The organism is Arthrobacter sp. W4I7 (assembly GCF_030816215.1).
Lineage (GTDB): Bacteria > Actinomycetota > Actinomycetes > Actinomycetales > Micrococcaceae > Arthrobacter > Arthrobacter siccitolerans_A.
The window spans coordinates 3,173,267-3,191,042 of record NZ_JAUSXU010000001.1; the positions used below are offsets into that span (position 1 = coordinate 3,173,267).

The window sequence follows — 17,776 nt, forward strand, 5'->3', positions numbered from 1 at the left end:
AGGCCGGGTCCGGCCTCCCATACAACCGGCGCGATGTCTCGCTCCATGTACTGGCCTCCCCGATCAGCCGGCGGTTTTGCCTGCTGATGGATATAACGTAAATCCATCCGAAGTAATTTCCGCAACCATTACGCGGCGATTCCTGTTGCTGATGCGTGAACACCCGGTAAACCGGGCGGGTCAGGCTCCGAAGCGCCGCTGCCTGCCGGCGTAATCACGGAGGGCACGCAGGAAATCCACCTTGCGGAAGGCGGGCCACAACGCCTCGCAGAAATAGAACTCGCTGTAGGCGCTCTGCCACATCAGGAACCCGGAGAGGCGCTGCTCGCCGGAGGTGCGGATCACCAGGTCCGGATCGGGCTGGCCGCGCGTGTAGAGGAACCGGGAGATGTCGTCCACGCAAAGTTCGTCTGCCAGCTTGCTGATGTCCTTGCCCTGCGCCACGGCGTCGTGCAGCAGTTCGCGTACCGCATCAACAATCTCCCGGCGGCCGCCATACCCCACGGCCACGTTGACATGGATTTTTTCCCGGACCGGGGTGCGCGAGGTCAGCTTGTTAAGCCGCTGGCCCAGGTAGTCCGGCAACAGCTCAGGGGCACCCATGGCCTGCACGGAAATGTTGGCGTCCTCGTCCAGCCGGTCCAGGGTGTTGGCGATAATGCCCATCAGCAGGTCAAGCTCTTCACTGGACCTGCTCATGTTGTCCGTGGAAAGCATGTACAGCGTGACCACCTTGATCCCGAGCTCCTGGCACCAGCCAAGGAACTCGTGGATTTTGTCCGCGCCCGCCTGGTGGCCCTGGCTGGTGGGGGCATTGAACTGTTTGGCCCAGCGCCGGTTGCCGTCCACCATCACGCCGATGTGCCGGGGAATGCGGTCGCGGGACAGGTCCTTGAGCAGCCTTCGCTCATAAAAGCCGTAGAGGAACCCGGGCAACTCCACGCGCTCTCTCACCTGACTTCCTTGCTGTACGTTCCGCTTTGCACATCCTAGGCTACCGTCCGCAGCGGCACTGGCGGTGCTGGCGGTGCTGGCCGGACCGGAATCGCATGCACCTCCATTGCTACTCGCAGGTAACTTACTGAGGCGTAAGTTATTCTGGAGCAATGAACAGCGACACCCCGGACGCTCCCCGGACGCCGCAACAGAACGGCAAGACAAGCGCCGGAAACAGCCCCGCAACGAACGCTGCGGACGAGGCCGCAGTCCGGTTGGCCGAGCTCCTGATGATCAAGCCCAAGTGGCGCGGCTGGATCCATACAGTGACCGCTCCGCTGGCCCTGGTGGCCGGCATCGTCCTCGTGGCGCTGGCCCCGACGATGGACCGCAAGGTCACCTCATCAGTCTTTGCCGCCACGGGGGTGCTGCTGTTCGGCATCAGCGCCGTTTACCATCGCGGCAACTGGTCCCCGAAGGTGAAGATGGTCCTCAAACGGCTGGACCACACCAACATCATGCTGGTGATCGCAGGGACCTACACGCCACTGGCCTGGACCCTCCTGGAAAGGCCCCAGGCCGTCCTGCTCCTCTGGGTCATCTGGTCCGGCGCCGTACTGGGCGTGCTGTTCCGGCTGCTGTGGACGGATGCGCCGCGCTGGCTCTATGTTCCGATCTACATCGCCCTGGGTTGCGGATCGCTGTTCTATCTTCCGCAGTTCTTCCAGGCGAACATTCCTGCCGCCGTCCTCATCTGCGTGGGCGGGGCGCTCTACATCACCGGGGCGGTCTTTTACGCGCTGAAGAAGCCGAACTTCAGCTACCACCACTTTGGCTTCCACGAACTGTTCCATGCGCTGACCGTGGTTGCCTTCGCCGCGCACTTCGCGGCAATAACCCTGGCCGTGCTCAGCTAGCCAGTTACTGGCGGCGGCTGCCGGGACCCGCGTCCGCGCCGCCGTCGGCCGGTCCCTGGAAGGAATCGCCGGCCTCTGGATCTGCCGCAGGCCCCGCCACGGCAGATCCCGCCTCGGCAGCCTCTGCCGCTTCGATGTCAGCTGCCGAAGCAGCCGCAATGCGCTCTTCCTCCACCTGCGCGCGGTAGCGGACGCGCCGGATCCGCCGGACCATGTCCACAATGAGCAATGCCGTGGCCACCACAAAAAATGCCGTCATAATAAAGCCCAGGAGCCCTGGCGTGACCTGGTCCTGCGTAATTCCCTCGCGCAGTGACGGCGTGGGCTGGGGCGTGGGGGTGGTGGCCAGGCTGAGGAGCAGACGTTGCACGTTGAATACCTTCTATGGAACGGGTGTCAGCAGGCAGCAGATACAGCAGCCCTGGTCCGGGCACTTCTTCTACGCGGCATAGAAATTGCCTGCCGGTTCTATCTTAGCCCCGCGAACAGGTCCTTCTCCGGCAGCTCAGACTGCACCCGGGAGCTGATCAGCGAATAGTCCTCCCACGGCCACGCCCGGCGCTGCATCTCCGGGGAGACAGCGAAGAAGAACCCCAGCGGGTCCACCTGTGTCCTGTGCGCCCGCAAGGCGTCGTCGCGCACTTCAAAGAAGTCGCCGCAGTCCACCTGGGTGGTGGTGGGGTGGGGGGCCGGCGGCGGAGTGTGGCCTTCGGCGTCGGACTCCAGCCACGCGGCGAGCCGCTCCGCGTACGGCGATTGAAGGCCGGCCTCCTCCAGGGCGAAATGAAGGGCACGGAAACGCTCGGGGCTGAAGGCCCGGTCGTAGTACAGCTTCCCCGGCTCCCACGGTTCGCCCGCCTCCGGGTAGCGCGTCGGATCACCCGCGGCGTCGAAGGCTTCAACGGCCACGCGGTGGGCCATGATGTGGTCCGGGTGGGGGTAACCGCCGTTTTCGTCGTAGCTCAGGATCACATGCGGCTTGAAGGACCGGACCAGGCGTACCAGCGGGGCAGCAGCGTGATGCAGCGGCAGCGTGGCGAAAGATCCCGCCGGCAAGGGCGGCAGCGGATCGCCCTCGGGCAGGCCCGAGTCCACAAAGCCCAGCCACCGCTGCTTGATGCCCAGGATCGCGGCGGCCCGCTCCATTTCCAAGCGCCGCGCACCGGCCATGTCCCGCTTGGGGTGCGGCTCCCCTTCCACTGCCGGGTTCTGGATGTCCCCGCGTGACCCGTCAGTGCAGGTGGCCACCATGACTTCCACGCCTGAGGCAGCGTACTTCGCCATGGTGGCAGCACCCTTGCTGGACTCGTCATCCGGGTGGGCATGGACGGCGAGCAGCCGGAGCGGGCCGTGCTCCCACTTCGGGGTGTTGCTGGACGCTGTCATCGAAGGACTGCTCCTCTATTCTTAGTTGCGGCTTATGGCTGCTGTTCGTATCGCTGAGCGGGGCCGCTAAACCGGCGCTCCGCCGGACGGGAAGGCCCCCGCGGATGGGCACTAAACTGGTCTGGTGACTTCCCCGGACCAGCCGGCCCCATCCGAGCCCGCGAACACTAGCCTAGCCAATCGTTATGGCGCCCAAAAGCGCAGGCTCTCCCCTGCTTCAAAGCGGGCCATCGGCGGTGCTGCACTGGCCGCAGGGATCGGATTCATGGCCTGGGTCTCCACATCGAACTCCCTCACCACCGTGAGCTTCAAAGACATCGGCTATGCCACCGCGGACGCCACGCTGGCCGAGGTGGACTTCCAGGTCACAAGGGAGCCGGGAACGGCCGTCCAGTGCGCCATCAAGGCGCTGGACTCCAAGTTCGCCGTCGTGGGCTGGAAAGTCGTTGACATCCCGCCGTCAGAGGCTGAGGAAACAGCCGACGGCGGCCGGACCGTTTCGCAACGGGTTCCGGTCCGTACAGAGTCCCTTTCCGTCTCCGGCGTGGTGGACAGCTGCTGGATTCCGGGCAACCCGGGCTGAAAGATGTGATCCGCGCCGCTCCCAGGTTCGGTTAAACCCACGGGATTGACTACAATGGAGCAATACCTTTACCCCGCTGAGCTGGTTACTGTTCCACAAGTGGCCACCGTGGCGGGGTCTTTTGCATGTAGGACCATTAGAGGAGAAGTCCGTGTCTACCACCAACAGCGCAGCTGCAGCCTGGCTTACCCAGGAAGCTTTTGACCGCCTGAAGGCAGAGCTGGACCACCTTTCCGGCCCTGGCCGGGCAGAGATCGTCCAGAAGATTGAAGCAGCCCGGCAGGAGGGTGACCTGAAGGAAAACGGCGGCTACCACGCCGCCAAGGAGGAACAGGGCAAGATCGAAGCCCGTATCCGCCAGCTGACGGTGCTGCTCCGCGATGCCCACGTGGGTGAGGCTCCGGCCGATGACGGAATCGTGGAGCCCGGCATGATCGTGGTTGCCAGGATCGCCGGTGACGAAGAAACCTTCCTGCTCGGCTCCCGTGAAATCGCCGGCGATTCCGATATCGACGTCTTCAGCGAAAAGTCACCGCTGGGCGCTGCCATCCTTGGCCACAAGGAAGGCGAGACGCTCAGCTACACGGCGCCCAACGGCAAGGACATCAAAGTAGAGATCCTTTCCGCCAAGCCGTACGCCGGATAGCGGCAAGAACAGACAAAAGCGCCGGCCGCCCCGAGGGGCGGCCGGCGCTTTTGCTTTGGGTTCAGAACTGTCCGGGGATATCGACGGCGGTCAGAAGTCGTTGCCCGCCCCGGCCCCGCGGGGGCGAAGGAGCAGCGCCGCCACCACTCCCCCGGCAGCACCTCCGAGGTGGGCCTGCCAGGAGACGTAGTTGGTAACAAACGGCAGTACACCCAGCAGGATGCTCCCGTAGCCCATGAACAGCACAACTGCCAGGAGGATCTGGCGCCAGCTGCGGTTGAAAAACCCGCGGACCAGCAGGAAGGCGAACAGTCCGAAAACGAGGCCCGAGGAACCCACGGTGATTCCGGCGGTTCCGATCAGCCAGACTGTCAGTCCCGATCCGAGCCAGCTGAAGGCCAGGGCCGTCAGGAAGACCCGCAGTCCGGACAGGAAGACCAGGAAGCCGAAAATTATCAGCGGCAGGCTGTTGGACAACAGATGGTTCAGGTTGGCGTGCAGGAGCGGGAAGGTGAAGATGTCCAGCAGCCCGTCGGCGCTCCGGGGCCGCAGCCCGAACGTCCGGTTGAGCGAGCGCAGCATCAGCGCATTGAACAGTTCGATGGCAAAGAGGAGCGCCACAAAGCTGCCCAGCACCAGCAGCCCGCCTTTTGCCCGGGCGGCAATGGTGCGCCGGTCTCCGAAACCCCTGTTGTCCGTCAGTCCGGCCATCAGGCCTCCTAGTGCACCACGATGGGCTGGAAACCCTCGGCCCGGAGCGCGCTGAGCACCTGCTCGCCGTGCTCGTGGCCCTTGGTTTCCAGGTTGACGGTGATGGAGACATCCCCCATGCTGATTGACCCGCCCACGCGTGTGTGGTCCAGGCCGGTGACGTTCGCGTCGTTCTCGGCGATGATCCTGGCGATGGTGGCCAGCGAACCCGGGCGGTCGTCGAGCATCATGCGGACAGTCATGTAGCGGCCCGCGGCGGAGAGGCCGCGCTGGATGACCTTCAGCATCAGCATGGGGTCGATGTTGCCGCCCGAGAGGACCACTGCGGTGGTTCCGGGATTTTCGATCTTGCCGTCCATGAGGGCGGCCACACCTACGGCACCGGCCGGCTCAACCACCATCTTCGCCCGCTCGAGCAGGAAAATCAGGGCGCGTGCCAGGGAGTCCTCGCTGACCGTCACCACATCGTCCACCAACTCACGGATGATGCTGAAGGGCAGCTGGCCGGGCCGGCCCACGGCAATGCCGTCGGCCATGGTGGATACCTTTTTCAGGGGCACCAGTGCATCAGCAGCGAGTGAGGGCGGGTAGGCTGCGGCGTTCTCCGCCTGCACGCCGATGATGCGGATTTCCCGGCCCAGTTCCTTGGCGCGTGCTTTGATGGCGACGGCGACACCGGCCAGGAGTCCCCCGCCGCCGACGCCCATGAGGACGGTGTCCACGTTCGGCACCTGCTCCAATATTTCCAGTCCCAGTGTTCCCTGCCCGGCAACAACGTCCACGTTGTCGAACGGGTGGACAAAGACTGTGCCGGTCTCGTTGCTGTAGCGCTGGGCTTCAGCCAGCGCCTCGTCCACATTGTGTCCGTGCAGGATGACCTCCGCACCATGGCTGCGGGTGGCGGCGAGCTTGGGCAGGGCCACCCCGAGCGGCATGTAGATGCGGGCTTTGATCCCCAGGCTCTTGGCGGCCACTGCGACGCCTTGGGCGTGGTTGCCTGCAGAAGCGGCCACCACGCCGCGCTTCTTTTCTTCCGGCGACAGGCGGGCCATCCGGACGTAGGCGCCGCGGACCTTGAACGAGCCTGCGCGCTGCAGGTTCTCGCACTTGAAGTAGACGTCTCCGCCCACGAGCTTGCCCAGTGCGCGTGATGATTCCACCGGGGTCCGCGCAATAATCCCGTCAAGCAACTTCTGCGCCTCCAGGACATCGTCCAGCGTGACGGGAAGGGTTTCAAGGATGTTCACGGACTAATCTCCTCTGGATTTCGGCCCCGGCGCCGCTTCGTTGGTACGGACACCGGGATGTTCTGCGTTTGTGCCGGCCGCGGCGTCGTTGCCGTGCCTGAGGGCATCCGGCGGATCAACAAGCGTAATGGTGTTGTCCGCGCCGACGCCGGCCGTAACGGAGCCGCCAGGCGCTGCCAGCACCTGTTCATGTTCCCACGTTCTGGCGGCGATGTAGCGAATGGCCGAATTTGCGACGGCGAGGATGGGCACCGAGAACAGCGCGCCGGGGATCCCGGCCAGGTAGGAGCCGGCCGCAACGGAAAGGATCACCGCCACCGGGTGGAGGGAAACGGCTTTGCCCATGACCAGCGGCTGGAGGATGTGGCCTTCCAGTTGCTGGACCAGCAGCACTATGGCCAGCATGATCAGTGCGTTGACGGGGCCGTTGGCAACAAGAGCCAGCAGCACAGCAATGATGCCGGTCAGCAGTGCCCCGACTACCGGGATAAAGGAACCCAGGAACACCAGCACACCCAGCGGAAGCGCCAGGGGAACGCCGATGATGGCGGCGCCAACACCAATGCCCACGGCGTCCACCATTGCGACGAACATCTGGATGCGGGCGTAACTGACCATCGAGGACCAGCCCTTGCGGCCTGCGCCGAACGCCGCGGCCCGGGCCTTTCGAGGCAGTAGCCGGACCAGGAACGCCCAGATGCGGTCGCCTTCGAGGAGGAAGAAAATCAGGATAAACAGCGCCAGGAGCATTCCCGCGGCAAAGTGGCCGGCGGTGCTGCCAAAGGACAGGGCCCCGCTGAGGATGCTGCTGCTGTTGTTCTGCAGCGCATCGGTGGCTTCCTTGACGTACTGGTCGATCTGCGCGGCGGTCAGGTGCAGCGGCCCGGCTGAAAGCCAGTCCTGGACCTGCTTCACGCCTTCCAGTGCCTGGGACCAGAGCTCGCCGAATCCGATGAGCAGTTGCCTGCCGACCAATGCCAGCGATCCGGCGATCAGTCCGATAAATCCGAGGACTGTTGCGGCCACTGCCAGGCCGCCGGGAAGTCCCCGGCGCCGCAGCCACGAGGTCACGGGGCTGAGGAGGCCGGCGAGGAGCGCGGCGACCATCACCGGGATGATCAGGAAACTTACCTGGCGCAGCAGCCAGACCAGCGCGCCGCACACCAGGAGGATGAGTCCGAGCCGCCAGGCCCAGGACGCAGCGATGCGCACCCCGTACGGAATGTCCTTATCCAGTTCACGGTCCGTCAGGACCCGCAGCGGCGGACCTGTCTGGGCCAGTGGCGCGGCGGGTTGCCGTACTGGCGGTTGAGGGTCGGGCGTAACGGGATCCTCGGCTGGCGTCATAGCCTTATACTTCCGCAGCCGTGGCCGAATGGGAAACTGCTACCCCGCGGCGCCCGGGCTGTAGTCGATTCCCCACGACAGGGTGAAGGATTCCCCGGGCGGCAGCCAGCGGAGGCCGTGCCCGGAGTTGAAGGCATTCGCCGGCCCCGTCATGGGTTCAACTGCCACCGCACGGTTCCGGCCGGGGTACTGCGTACTCACATAGACGTGCACGAACTGGCAGGATTCGTCCTGCCAGAGGCTGACCTGACTGCCGTCACGCGCCGCCAGGGTGTGGCGCGCCTTGCCCCCTTCGAACTGCAGGCCGGCCAAGGCAACGTCCACGCTCAGCGGCGCAACGTGCAGCCCGGCCCGGAAGTCCGTATCCCCCTGGACCGGGGCACCGCTGCGCGGGATCAGGCGCTCATCGGCGAGCAGTTGAGTGTCAGCGGAAACCGTCAGCACCAGATCTTCGACAGGCGTGTCACCAAGCCGGAGGTACGGGTGGGCTCCGAGGACAAACGGCGCCGGGGACTTCGCGTCATTAACGAGCGTCTGGCGGACAACAAGCCCAAGGTCTTCCGCGAGGAGGTACTGCACCCGGTGGCGCGCCAGGAAAGGGTAGCCGTGCTGGGGAAAGATGGTGGCCTCAAGCGTGACCGAGTGCTGCGACTCGTCGACCAGCGCATAGGAGGCGTTCCGGAGGAGGCCGTGGCTGGCGTTGTTCCGGGCCACCTCGGTAATGTCCAGCTGCTGCTTCCTGCCGTCCAGGAACCACTGTCCGTCTTCAACCCTGTTGGCCCAGGGAGCCAGGGTTATGCCGCAGCCGCCAGGCGGAATCTGGTCATCGTCGTAGGTCTCCGTCAGCTGCACTCCTCCCCTGCTGTACAGGCGGAGCCCGGCAGCCAGCTCGGTGACAACAGCGAGGGCATCCCCGCGGCGGAGCTCATACTGCCGGCCCGTGGCATACGCCCGGTAGCCTGAAGAAACGCTGGTTTCAAGGGATGAATCGGAACTCATGAGCAATACCGTACAGCCCCACTCCTGTCCCTGCACTCCAGCCGGGTGTTACTTTTTGTTTGTTTCTATTCTCTTTTGAGCGGGGTGTGGCAGAATATTGTTAAGTTGCTGCACCACCAAAGGACGGATTCATGACGGGAATCACCAGTACCAGGCTCTCCGACGGTAGGGAATTGATCTACTTCGACGACGCCCACGCCCCGAAGACGCGCACGGCGGAGACCACCACGGACCACCGCGGCCTGCCGGCGCGCGGGGAACCGGGAGAAGCCCGTTTTGATGCCCTGACCGGTGAGTGGGTTGCTGTTGCTGCGCATCGGCAGAGCCGCACGCACCTGCCGCCGGCGGACCAGTGCCCCATTTGCCCCACCACCGCCAGCAACCCTTCGGAGATTCCCGCTGACGACTACGACGTGGTGGTGTTCGAGAACCGCTTCCCGTCGCTGGGCCCGGCCCTCGGGACGGTCCCGGCGGAAGCTGCCTGGGGGACAACGGTGCCCGCTTATGGGCGCTGTGAGGTGGTGGCCTTCACGCCTGCCCACACTGGGTCCTTCAGTGGACTGACAGAGGCTCGTTCCCGCACCGTCATCGAGGCATGGGCACAGCGCAGCGAGGCCCTGAGCGCGCTGCCGGGCATCAAGCAGGTGTTTCCGTTTGAAAACCGCGGTGCGGATATCGGCGTGACACTGCACCACCCGCACGGCCAGATTTATGCGTACCCGTATGTGACCCCGCGGGCCGGAGTCCTCGGTGCGGCGGCCCGCAAGTTCTACGATGCCGCGGACGGCAGGGAAACGCTTACGGGCTCGCTGCTTCGCTCCGAACGCGAGGACGGCAGCCGGATGGTCCTGGAGGGCGGGAACTTCAGCGCCTATGTCCCTTTCGCTGCCCGCTGGCCCCTCGAAATCCACCTGGTTCCCCACCGCCAGGTCCCGGACCTGGCGGCGCTCGGCGGGGAGGAAAAGGACGAACTGGCACACATCTACCTGGACCTGCTCAAACGCCTGGACGCCCTCTACCCCACCCCCACGCCGTACATCTCGGCGTGGCACCAGGCACCCCTGGACCCACTGCTGCGCCCCGCAAGCTACCTGCACCTGCAGCTGACCTCGCCGCGCCGGGCTGCCGACAAGCTGAAGTTCCTCGCCGGGTCGGAGGCCGCCATGGGTGCCTTCATCAATGACACCACCCCGGAAAGTGTGGCCGAGCGGCTGCGGAACGTCACCGTTCCGGCCTCCACCCCATCCCCCGCTGCCCTTGAGGCAGCCCTTCCTGAAGGAGCCACCGCGTGAGCGCCGTTCCCGATTCCTTTACCACCCCCGGACCGGCCGGTACCGAGGATCTCGCCGCCCGGTTCAGCCGGGAGTTCGGCGGCGTTCCTGCCGGGATCTGGCAGGCGCCGGGCCGGGTCAACCTGATCGGCGAGCACACCGACTACAACGAGGGATTTGTGCTGCCGTTCGCCATTGACCGGACGGCCCGGGTGGCCGTAGGGGTCCGGGGCGATTCCACGGTGCGGCTGCTTTCTACCTACGGGGACCAGGGCGTAGTGACCACTTCGCTGGATTCCCTGGAGCCGGGCTCGGCCAAAGGCTGGACTAAGTACCCCTTGGGAGTCATGTGGGCACTGCGCCAGCGGGGTATCGATGTTCCCGGCATTGACCTGCTGCTGGAATCAAATGTTCCACTCGGGGCAGGGCTCTCCTCGTCGCACGCCATCGAGTGCGCGGTCATCTCGGCACTGAACGAACTGACGGGCGCGGAGCTGAAGGCGGAGGACATGGTCCTGGCCACGCAGCAGGCTGAGAACGACTTCGTGGGGGCGCCCACCGGAATTATGGACCAGTCAGCATCGTTGCGCGGTTCAAAAGGCCACGCCGTATTCCTGGACTGCCGGAACCAGGATGTCAGCCTGGTTCCCTTCGAAACGGAACCGGCGGACCTGGTGATGCTGGTGATCGACACCAAGGTCTCGCACTCCCATGCCGACGGCGGTTACGCGTCCCGGCGTGCCTCGTGTGAACTGGGCGCCGAGGTCCTCGGAGTCAAGGCCCTGCGGGACGTCCAGGTGGGTGACCTTGAGGAGGCCGCCGGCCTCCTGGACGAAGTGACGTTCCGCCGGGTCCGCCATGTGGTCACAGAGAACGACCGGGTCCTCCAGACCGTGGAATACCTCGCGGCCGAAGGGCCTGCCTCGATCGGCGCCCTGTTGGACGCAAGCCACGTCTCGATGCGCGACGACTTTGAAATTTCCTGCCCGGAACTGGATCTTGCCGTGGACACGTCCCGCGCCAATGGTGCCATCGGCGCCCGCATGACCGGTGGCGGTTTCGGTGGCGCCGCCATCGCCCTCACGCCCGTCAGCGCCGAGCAAAAGGTGCGTGACGCCGTCGTCAAAGCTTTTGCCGGTGCCGGTTTCACCGCACCGGACATCTTCACGGTGACGCCGGCCGCCGGCGCCATGCGGATCGCTTAGATCGCCAAACGACTGTGGGCCCCACCTTCCGGTGGGGCCCACAGTCGTTTTCGCAGTTGCCTGTTCGGCGTGCGACGGCGGTATGCCGCTGTGCGGTCAGTCGTCCCCGCGCAGGATGGCCAGCAGGCGGATGATTTCCACGTACAGCCAGACGAGGGTGACGGTGAGGCCGAAGGCGGCCGTCCAGGAGAACCGCTGCGGGGCTCCGCTGCGGACGCCGGCCTCAATGCTGGTGAAGTCCATGATCAGGGAGAACGCGGCCAGGCCGATGGCGAAGACGCCGATGAGGACGCCAACGATGCCGCTGCGCAGGCCGAACGGCTCCTGGGTTACTCCGGTAAGCATCATGACGAGGTTGACCAGGGAGAACAGGGCGTAGCCCGCGATCGCGATCATAAAGAAGCGCATGGCCTTGGGCGTGGCCCGGACCTTGCCGCTCTTGAATAGCAGCAGCGTCACTGCAAACACGGAGAGGGTACCTACCACTGCCTGCAGGCCGACGCCCGGGTACTGGGTGTCCAGGATGCGGGTCAGGCCGCCGAGGAAGAGGCCTTCCAGTCCGGCGTAGGCAAGGATGAGCGCCGGGGAGGGCTGCTTCTTAAACGTGTTGACCAGGGCCAGAACGAAGCCGCCCAGGGCACCGACAATCATCAGCAGCGAGGCGAGGCCCAGGCCGACGGTGAGCGTGACGGCCGCGCCTACGATGACGGCACCGAGGCAGAGTGCGGTCTTGACAATGACGTCGTCGAACGTCATCCGGCCGGTGTCCGCCGGGCCTGCTGCAGGCTGGTTGTACATCTGCTGCAGCTGTTCGTCGGTCATGGGCCGCTGCCCGTAGCCCTGCTGGCCGTAGGGAGCCTGGCCATACGGCTGTTGCCCGTAGGGCGCCTGGCCATACGGCTGCCGCCCGTAAGGCGCCTGCGGGACAGGCGGTGCCTGGGTGGCTCCACGGAAGCTCTTTCCGTTGAAGATCGGGTTGCCGCCAAGTGCCATTGCGGGATTCCTCCATTTGATGGGTGAGTTGTGAACTCCTAGGTTCACGCTACCAATTTTCACGTGGGGGCACCGCTAAAAGTTCCCGCTACTCCTGCGGTGCAACCCAACCGTGACCGGCGCGGCAGCTGCTCCCCCTAACCGACGCCCAGGTAGGCCTCCTTGACGGAAGGATTTGCCAGGAGCTCCTTGCCCGTCCCGCTATGCGTGATCTGCCCTGTCTCCAAAACGAATGCACGATGCGCTCCGGCAAGGGCCTGGTTTGCGTTCTGCTCCACCATCAGGACAGTGGTGCCCTGGTTGTTGATTTCCCTGATGATTTTGAAGATCTGGCGGATGAATTGCGGGGCCAGCCCCATGGAGGGTTCATCCAGCAGCAGTAGCTTGGGGCTTGACATCAATGCCCTGCCGATGGCCAGCATCTGCTGCTCACCGCCGGACATGGTGCCGCCGAGCTGCTTTTCCCGCTCTTTCAACCGGGGGAACAGATCAAACACGCGGTCCAGGTCCTTGGAGACCCCGCTCCTGTCCTTCCGGCCGAACGTTCCCATGTCCAGGTTCTCCCTGACCGTCATGCCGGGAAAGATGCCGCGCCCTTCGGGGGCCTGCGAGATTCCCTGCACCACCCGGAGGTGGGCTTTCATTTTCGTGATGTCCTCACCGGCGAATTTGATCTTCCCGCCGGCACAGTTGAGCAGGCCGGAGATGGTCCGCATGGTGGTGGTCTTGCCGGCACCGTTGGCGCCAATGAGTGCCACCACCTCGCCTTCATTGACCGTAAAGGACATCTCCCGGATCGCCCGGATCCGTCCGTAGTAGACCGAAACACCTTCGACTTCAAGCAAGGTCATCTTCAGGCTCTCCCAAGTAAGCCGCAATCACTCGCGGGTCTTCGCGGATTTCGTGCGGCAATCCGTCAGCGATTTTCTTGCCGAATTCCAGGACAACGATCCGGTCCGTCACTCCCATGACCAACTTCATGTCATGTTCAATCAGGAGAACTGTATATCCCTCGTCCCTGATGGTCCGGATGAGCGCCATCAGTTCTTCTTTTTCCGCCGGGTTGAACCCTGCTGCCGGTTCGTCCAGGCACAACACCTTCGGATCCGTGGCCAGCGCCCTCGCGATTTCGAGCCTGCGCTGGTAACCGTATGGCAGGTGGCGGGAGAGGAAGTGGGCGTGGTCAGCAATGCCGACGAAGTCCAGGAGCGCCATCCCCCGTTCGATGGCCGACTTTTCCTCCCTGATGTGGGTTGGCAGGCGCAGCAATGCTCCGCCAACACTGGTCCGGTGCCGGGCGTCCAGGCCCACCACCACGTTTTCCAGCGCCGTCATCTCACCGAACAGCCTGATGTTCTGGAAGGTCCGTGAGAGGCCCAGCCGTGTGATTTTGTGTTGCTTAAGGCCATTCAGGGCCTGTCCTTCAAGCAGCACCTTTCCGCTGGTGGGCTTATAGACACCCGTCATGGCATTGAAGCAGGTGGTCTTGCCGGCCCCATTCGGACCGATGAGTCCGAGGATCTCTCCTCGTTTGATGTTGAAGCTGATGTTATCCAGCGCCACCAGGCCACCGAACTTGATGGTCAGGTTCTGAACCTCAACAATGTTATCCCCCACCTCCACTGCGATGTCGCGGTCCGGGGCAACCTTCTCCGCCAGGTCCTGGTCCACCCCTGCCTCTGCCAGGGCCTCAATATCCATCCCTGGGGCTACGGCAACCGACGGGTCCACGTCAGCAGGTTCCGGGACTGCACTGGAACCGGTGGCCGCCTTTTCCGCGCTCATGCTTCCGCTCCTCTCTGGCCGCCCGTGGGTGTCCCGGTAGCGGAAGGCCCGCTACCGGGCGCCGTCGGCTCCTTGCCGTCCCTGCCGGAAGCCTTGTTAAAGGCGGTCCGGCCGTAGGCGAGCAGCCGCTGACGGGCCGGGAGCAGCCCCTGCGAGCGGAAGATCATGATGAGTACCAGTGCGATACCGAAGATCAGGTACTTGTACTCTGCGATGGCCGTGAACCTCAAGGGAATATAGCTCACCAGGGCCCCGCCCAGGATGGCGCCCACCTTGTTGCCCGCTCCGCCCAGCACAACGGCAGCCAGGAACAGGATGGATGTCGTGACATCGAATTTTTGGTTGTTGACGAACCCGACCTGGCCGGCAAACAGCGCGCCGGAAAGGCCGCCTACCGCAGCACCGATGGCGAAGGCCCAGACCTTGTATTTGAAGGTTGGCACGCCCATTATTTCAGCCGCGTCCTCGTCCTCCCGGATGGCAATCCAAGCCCGCCCCACCCGGCTGCGTTCGAGGTTGCCCACCAGGAGCGTAATGATGATGATGATGGTCAGGGTCAACCAGTACCAGGGCACACCGTTGGAATTGGAAAAGATGGGAGCCCCGTCCGCTGCCGTCCCTGGCGGGTGGCCCACGTTCTGGAAACCCACCTGGCCCTTCATCGCAGGAATGATCGTGGCAAGAATGCGCACAATTTCGCCGAACCCGAGGGTCACGATGGCAAGGTAGTCGCCGCGCAGCCGAAGCGTGGGCACGCCGAGCACCACGCCGAAAAACATTGTCACAGCCATGGCAACCGGAATGGTCCACAGGTACGGAATATGCAGGAAAGGCGAGTCAGGGCTGGTGAGCATTGCCGCACAGTAGGAACCCACAGCAAAGAAGGCCACATAACCCAGGTCCAGCAGGCCCGCGTACCCAACCACCACGTTGAGTCCAACAGCCACCAGCGCGAAGCGGGCCATGTCAAAGCAAGCCAAGGCAAAGTTATTGCCGGGCTCTGTGGTGATGATGGGCGGGTTCAACAAGGGCAACAAGTAGGCCAGCACCACAACAACGATCAGGAAGGCCCACTGTTGCTGGCGTGAGAGCGCATTCCAGCGCTCGGACAGCGCTCCGGGCTTGCGCCCGCCGCCACGTCTGGGGGTGACGCTTCTCCCCGGGCTGGTTTCGGCAGCCTCACGGTCCACGGCTGCCTGCTTCGCCGCGGCCGTTTGAAGAGGCGTGGGCCCGTCAGTCATGCTCATGCTTTGCTCCTTCCAAGGGAAGTACCCAGGATGCCTTGCGGTCTCAGCAGCAACACCAGGACCAGGACCACGAATGCCACAACATCAGTCCATTGCGAATTACCCAGCAGGATCTGTCCCCAGTTGCCGATCAGGCCCAGGAGCAGTCCGCCCAGGAGCGCGCCGCGGACGTTGCCGATGCCACCAAGCACCGCGGCAGCAAAGGCTTTGATCCCTAAGATGAATCCACCGCTGTACTGGACACCGGACGGAATTTTCATGACGTAGAACAAGGCGGCGGCTCCCGCCAACAGACCACCAATAACGAAGGTGGTAATAATGATCCGCTCTTTGTTCACGCCCATCAACGTCGCCGTATCCGGGTCCTGGGCCACCGCACGAATACCGCGGCCGGTGCGTGACTTGCTGATGAAGCGCTCAATGCCCACCATCATGATGACGGCAGCGATGATGATGAGCAGCTGCTGCGAATCCACGATCGTTCCGAAGACGTCGAAGATGGGTGTAGGCCGGAACATGGTCAGCGCAAGCTCGGGGCTCGGTCCACGCCAAAGGTAGATCAGGTACTGGATGGTGAAGGAAGCGCCGATTGCGGTGATCAGGAACACCAGTCGTGGGGCGTTGCGCTTCCGCAGCGGTTTATAGGCGATCCTTTCCAGCAGGAAGGCCGTCACCGCCGAGGCGGCCATCGCGACCACCAGCGCCAACAGAAGGTTGAGCACGATCGCCAAGATACCCAGGCGGGGAACGGAGGGTCCGAAGCCCAGGTTGCTGAGGGTGAAGAAAACGGCATAACAGCCAACGATGAATACTTCCGAGTGGGCGAAATTGATCAGGTTCAAGACGCCGTAGACCAGCGTGTAGCCCAGCGCGACGAGCGCGTAGATAGCTCCAAAGGTCAGGCCGTCAAACGTGGCACTCCAGAAGTTCTGCTGGAGAGACGGGATATCAAACGTTATCCAGTCATTTTCGATGGGGGGTAAATGGACAAGCAGGGGAAGCATGGGGAACATCCTGATCCAGTAGCATGCGGCCGCCGGGTCGGCGGTGATGGGTATGGTCTCTTTGTCGCCGAATCACGAAAAGGCTGTGGGGCCGCATCTGCTGGCCCCACAGCCGATTTCATGGAGTTGTTACTCGCCGATCGGGCCGACAGGAACGATCTTGGCGTTCTCGACCTTGTAGCCGTAGACCGTAGGCGCCTGGAGTTCTCCCTTGGCATCCCACTTGTAGTGTTTGCTCAGCCCGTCCTTGTCGTAGGACTTGACCCAGGCCAGCAGATCCGGCCGGGACTGCTTGCCCGCATCGATTCCGGAGAGGAGTACGGTTGCTGCATCGTAGCCCTCAATGGAGTATGTGCCAGGCGCAGCGCCCTTGGAAACTTCTTTGTAGGCTGAGGCGAAGTCAGGGATCAGCTCGCCCGGGATGCAGGGGCAGGTGAAGAAGGCGCCGTTGGAAGCGTCGCCCGCCTGCTTGATGAACTGATCGTCTTTGACACCGTCGGGAGCAACGAAGGTACCGGTGAAGCCCTTGCCGGAGAGTTGCTGGATGAACGGAGCGCCCTCAGCATAGTAGCCGGAGTAGAAAACAGCGTCCGCCTTGGCGTTGATGATCTTTGAGATAACCGCCGAGAAGTCCTTCTGCCCGGTGGTCACCTTATCCGAGCCAGCCAGGGCGTCCCCAAGTCCCTTGGTGGTTGACGTAGCGAGCCCGATGCCGTAGTCCGAGTCATCCTGGACCAGGTAGACCTTCTTGGCGCCCAGCTTTCCGGTCAGGAACTTGGCTGCGGCCGGCCCCTGCACGGCGTCATTACCCAGACCGCGGAAGAACGTGCTCCAACCGTTTTCGGTCAGCGAGGGGTTTGTAGCGGACGGGGTGATGTGGACCAGTCCACGCTGTTCGAAAATATTGCCGGTCGCCTTGGATTCGCCGGAGAACGGGAGGCCGATGACACCGACAACTGCCTCTTCACTGACCAGTTGGGTTACCGGGCCCGTGGCCTTGTTCGGGTCGCCTTCAGTGTCGAACTTCTTGAACTGCACCTGGCAGCCCGGATTCGCCTGGTTGTGCTGGTTGATGGCCAACTGGATGCCGTTGAAGATGTTCACACCCAGCTGGGCGTTGGGGCCTGTTTGCGCACCCGCAAAAGCCAGGGTGGTGGTGGCTGGGCAGGTCGCTTTTCCATCTCCCTTGGGAAGGACGGCTGCCGAGGGAACGTCCACCTTGGAAATGGCAGGAACGTCAACCTTGCCTCCAGCTGACGAAGTCTCGTTTGTGCCCGGGCCCGCTTGATTGGCGCAGGAGGACAGCAGCAGGCTGAGTGCAGCCGCTGTGGCAAACGAGGTGAAGACTTTCTTTCGGTACATAAACTTGCCTTCCGAAACAGGCCCATGGATGACGGGGATGCGAACGTGCCGGCGCCGTTGCGCCGAGGATCAGGTGTTCCTGAGTTAGCTTCAAGCTAATGCATATCCCATGCGAACATAAGTGACTGAGGTCACAT

Annotated in this window: 18 protein-coding genes; 5 read left to right on the top strand and 13 right to left on the bottom strand. The window is 63.7% G+C overall.

What is annotated here, in order from left to right; all coding sequences use genetic code 11:
- Positions 1 to 180 precede the first annotated feature (180 nt).
- A complete protein-coding gene (locus QF047_RS14375) occupies positions 181 to 942 on the bottom strand; it encodes an isoprenyl transferase (protein ID WP_307281961.1) in 762 nt (253 codons plus the stop codon).
- Positions 943 to 1,106: 164 nt separating this feature from the next.
- Here QF047_RS14375 and QF047_RS14380 point away from each other — a divergent pair, with 164 nt between their 5' ends.
- Positions 1,107 to 1,853 carry a hemolysin III family protein gene (locus QF047_RS14380; RefSeq protein WP_373427770.1) on the top strand — a complete coding sequence of 249 codons (747 nt, stop codon included), beginning with the start codon at positions 1,107 to 1,109 and terminating at the stop codon, positions 1,851 to 1,853.
- A gap of 4 nt (positions 1,854 to 1,857) precedes the next feature.
- On the opposite strand, the gene QF047_RS14385 is transcribed toward QF047_RS14380, so the two are convergent.
- Positions 1,858 to 2,223: a hypothetical protein gene (locus QF047_RS14385; RefSeq protein ID WP_307278272.1), complete on the bottom strand. Its 366-nt coding sequence runs from the start codon at positions 2,221 to 2,223 to the stop codon at positions 1,858 to 1,860.
- A 98-nt stretch (positions 2,224 to 2,321) separates the two neighbouring features.
- Positions 2,322 to 3,239: a mycothiol conjugate amidase Mca gene (gene mca, locus QF047_RS14390; RefSeq protein WP_306638679.1), complete on the bottom strand. Its 918-nt coding sequence runs from the start codon at positions 3,237 to 3,239 to the stop codon at positions 2,322 to 2,324.
- A gap of 124 nt (positions 3,240 to 3,363) precedes the next feature.
- Between mca and QF047_RS14395 the strand changes: the two genes are divergently transcribed.
- Both QF047_RS14395 and greA read left to right on the top strand, forming a co-directional pair.
- On the top strand, positions 3,364 to 3,822 hold the full coding sequence (locus QF047_RS14395) for a DUF4307 domain-containing protein (protein WP_307278279.1): 459 nt from the start codon (positions 3,364 to 3,366) through the stop codon (positions 3,820 to 3,822).
- Between the two features lie 151 nt (positions 3,823 to 3,973).
- Positions 3,974 to 4,468: a transcription elongation factor GreA gene (gene greA / locus QF047_RS14400; protein ID WP_306638677.1), complete on the top strand. Its 495-nt coding sequence runs from the start codon at positions 3,974 to 3,976 to the stop codon at positions 4,466 to 4,468.
- Between the two features lie 90 nt (positions 4,469 to 4,558).
- On the opposite strand, the gene QF047_RS14405 is transcribed toward greA, so the two are convergent.
- Genes QF047_RS14405 through QF047_RS14420 form a run of 4 tightly spaced genes read right to left on the bottom strand, consistent with a single transcriptional unit; the run spans position 4,559 to position 8,772 of the window.
- Positions 4,559 to 5,179: a rhomboid family intramembrane serine protease gene (locus tag QF047_RS14405; RefSeq protein WP_306638676.1), complete on the bottom strand. Its 621-nt coding sequence runs from the start codon at positions 5,177 to 5,179 to the stop codon at positions 4,559 to 4,561.
- An 8-nt stretch (positions 5,180 to 5,187) separates the two neighbouring features.
- The gene (gene ilvA, locus QF047_RS14410; RefSeq protein ID WP_142044464.1) at positions 5,188 to 6,426 is read right to left on the bottom strand and encodes a threonine ammonia-lyase; all 1,239 of its coding nucleotides are present in this window, start codon (positions 6,424 to 6,426) and stop codon (positions 5,188 to 5,190) included.
- A gap of 3 nt (positions 6,427 to 6,429) precedes the next feature.
- Positions 6,430 to 7,773: an AI-2E family transporter gene (locus QF047_RS14415; RefSeq protein ID WP_307278285.1), complete on the bottom strand. Its 1,344-nt coding sequence runs from the start codon at positions 7,771 to 7,773 to the stop codon at positions 6,430 to 6,432.
- Between the two features lie 39 nt (positions 7,774 to 7,812).
- Positions 7,813 to 8,772 (bottom strand): aldose 1-epimerase family protein, encoded by a 960-nt coding sequence (locus tag QF047_RS14420; RefSeq protein WP_307278288.1) that lies wholly within the window; start codon positions 8,770 to 8,772, stop codon positions 7,813 to 7,815.
- 131 nt (positions 8,773 to 8,903) lie between these two features.
- Here QF047_RS14420 and galT point away from each other — a divergent pair, with 131 nt between their 5' ends.
- Together galT and galK are read left to right on the top strand one after the other, a co-directional pair.
- The gene (gene galT, locus QF047_RS14425) at positions 8,904 to 10,064 is read left to right on the top strand and encodes a galactose-1-phosphate uridylyltransferase (protein ID WP_307278290.1); all 1,161 of its coding nucleotides are present in this window, start codon (positions 8,904 to 8,906) and stop codon (positions 10,062 to 10,064) included.
- A complete protein-coding gene (gene galK / locus QF047_RS14430; RefSeq protein ID WP_307278293.1) occupies positions 10,061 to 11,248 on the top strand; it encodes a galactokinase in 1,188 nt (395 codons plus the stop codon). Before galT ends, galK begins: the two co-directional genes overlap by 4 nt.
- A gap of 96 nt (positions 11,249 to 11,344) precedes the next feature.
- Here galK and QF047_RS14435 read toward each other — a convergent pair whose 3' ends face one another.
- From QF047_RS14435 to QF047_RS14460, 6 genes are all read right to left on the bottom strand, one after another.
- Complete coding sequence (locus QF047_RS14435; RefSeq protein ID WP_307278296.1) at positions 11,345 to 12,241, bottom strand: Bax inhibitor-1/YccA family protein; 897 nt, start codon at positions 12,239 to 12,241, stop codon at positions 11,345 to 11,347.
- A 137-nt stretch (positions 12,242 to 12,378) separates the two neighbouring features.
- Complete coding sequence (locus tag QF047_RS14440; RefSeq protein WP_373427090.1) at positions 12,379 to 13,086, bottom strand: ABC transporter ATP-binding protein; 708 nt, start codon at positions 13,084 to 13,086, stop codon at positions 12,379 to 12,381.
- Positions 13,079 to 14,026, bottom strand: coding sequence for an ABC transporter ATP-binding protein (locus tag QF047_RS14445; protein ID WP_307278301.1), 948 nt, complete (start codon positions 14,024 to 14,026; stop codon positions 13,079 to 13,081). The genes QF047_RS14440 and QF047_RS14445 overlap by 8 nt, the downstream gene beginning before the upstream one ends.
- Positions 14,023 to 15,273 carry a branched-chain amino acid ABC transporter permease gene (locus tag QF047_RS14450; RefSeq protein WP_307278304.1) on the bottom strand — a complete coding sequence of 417 codons (1,251 nt, stop codon included), beginning with the start codon at positions 15,271 to 15,273 and terminating at the stop codon, positions 14,023 to 14,025. The genes QF047_RS14445 and QF047_RS14450 overlap by 4 nt, the downstream gene beginning before the upstream one ends.
- Positions 15,270 to 16,277 carry a branched-chain amino acid ABC transporter permease gene (locus QF047_RS14455; protein ID WP_306638660.1) on the bottom strand — a complete coding sequence of 336 codons (1,008 nt, stop codon included), beginning with the start codon at positions 16,275 to 16,277 and terminating at the stop codon, positions 15,270 to 15,272. The genes QF047_RS14450 and QF047_RS14455 overlap by 4 nt, the downstream gene beginning before the upstream one ends.
- Positions 16,278 to 16,406: 129 nt before the next feature.
- Complete coding sequence (locus QF047_RS14460; protein WP_306638658.1) at positions 16,407 to 17,639, bottom strand: branched-chain amino acid ABC transporter substrate-binding protein; 1,233 nt, start codon at positions 17,637 to 17,639, stop codon at positions 16,407 to 16,409.
- Positions 17,640 to 17,776 lie beyond the last annotated feature (137 nt).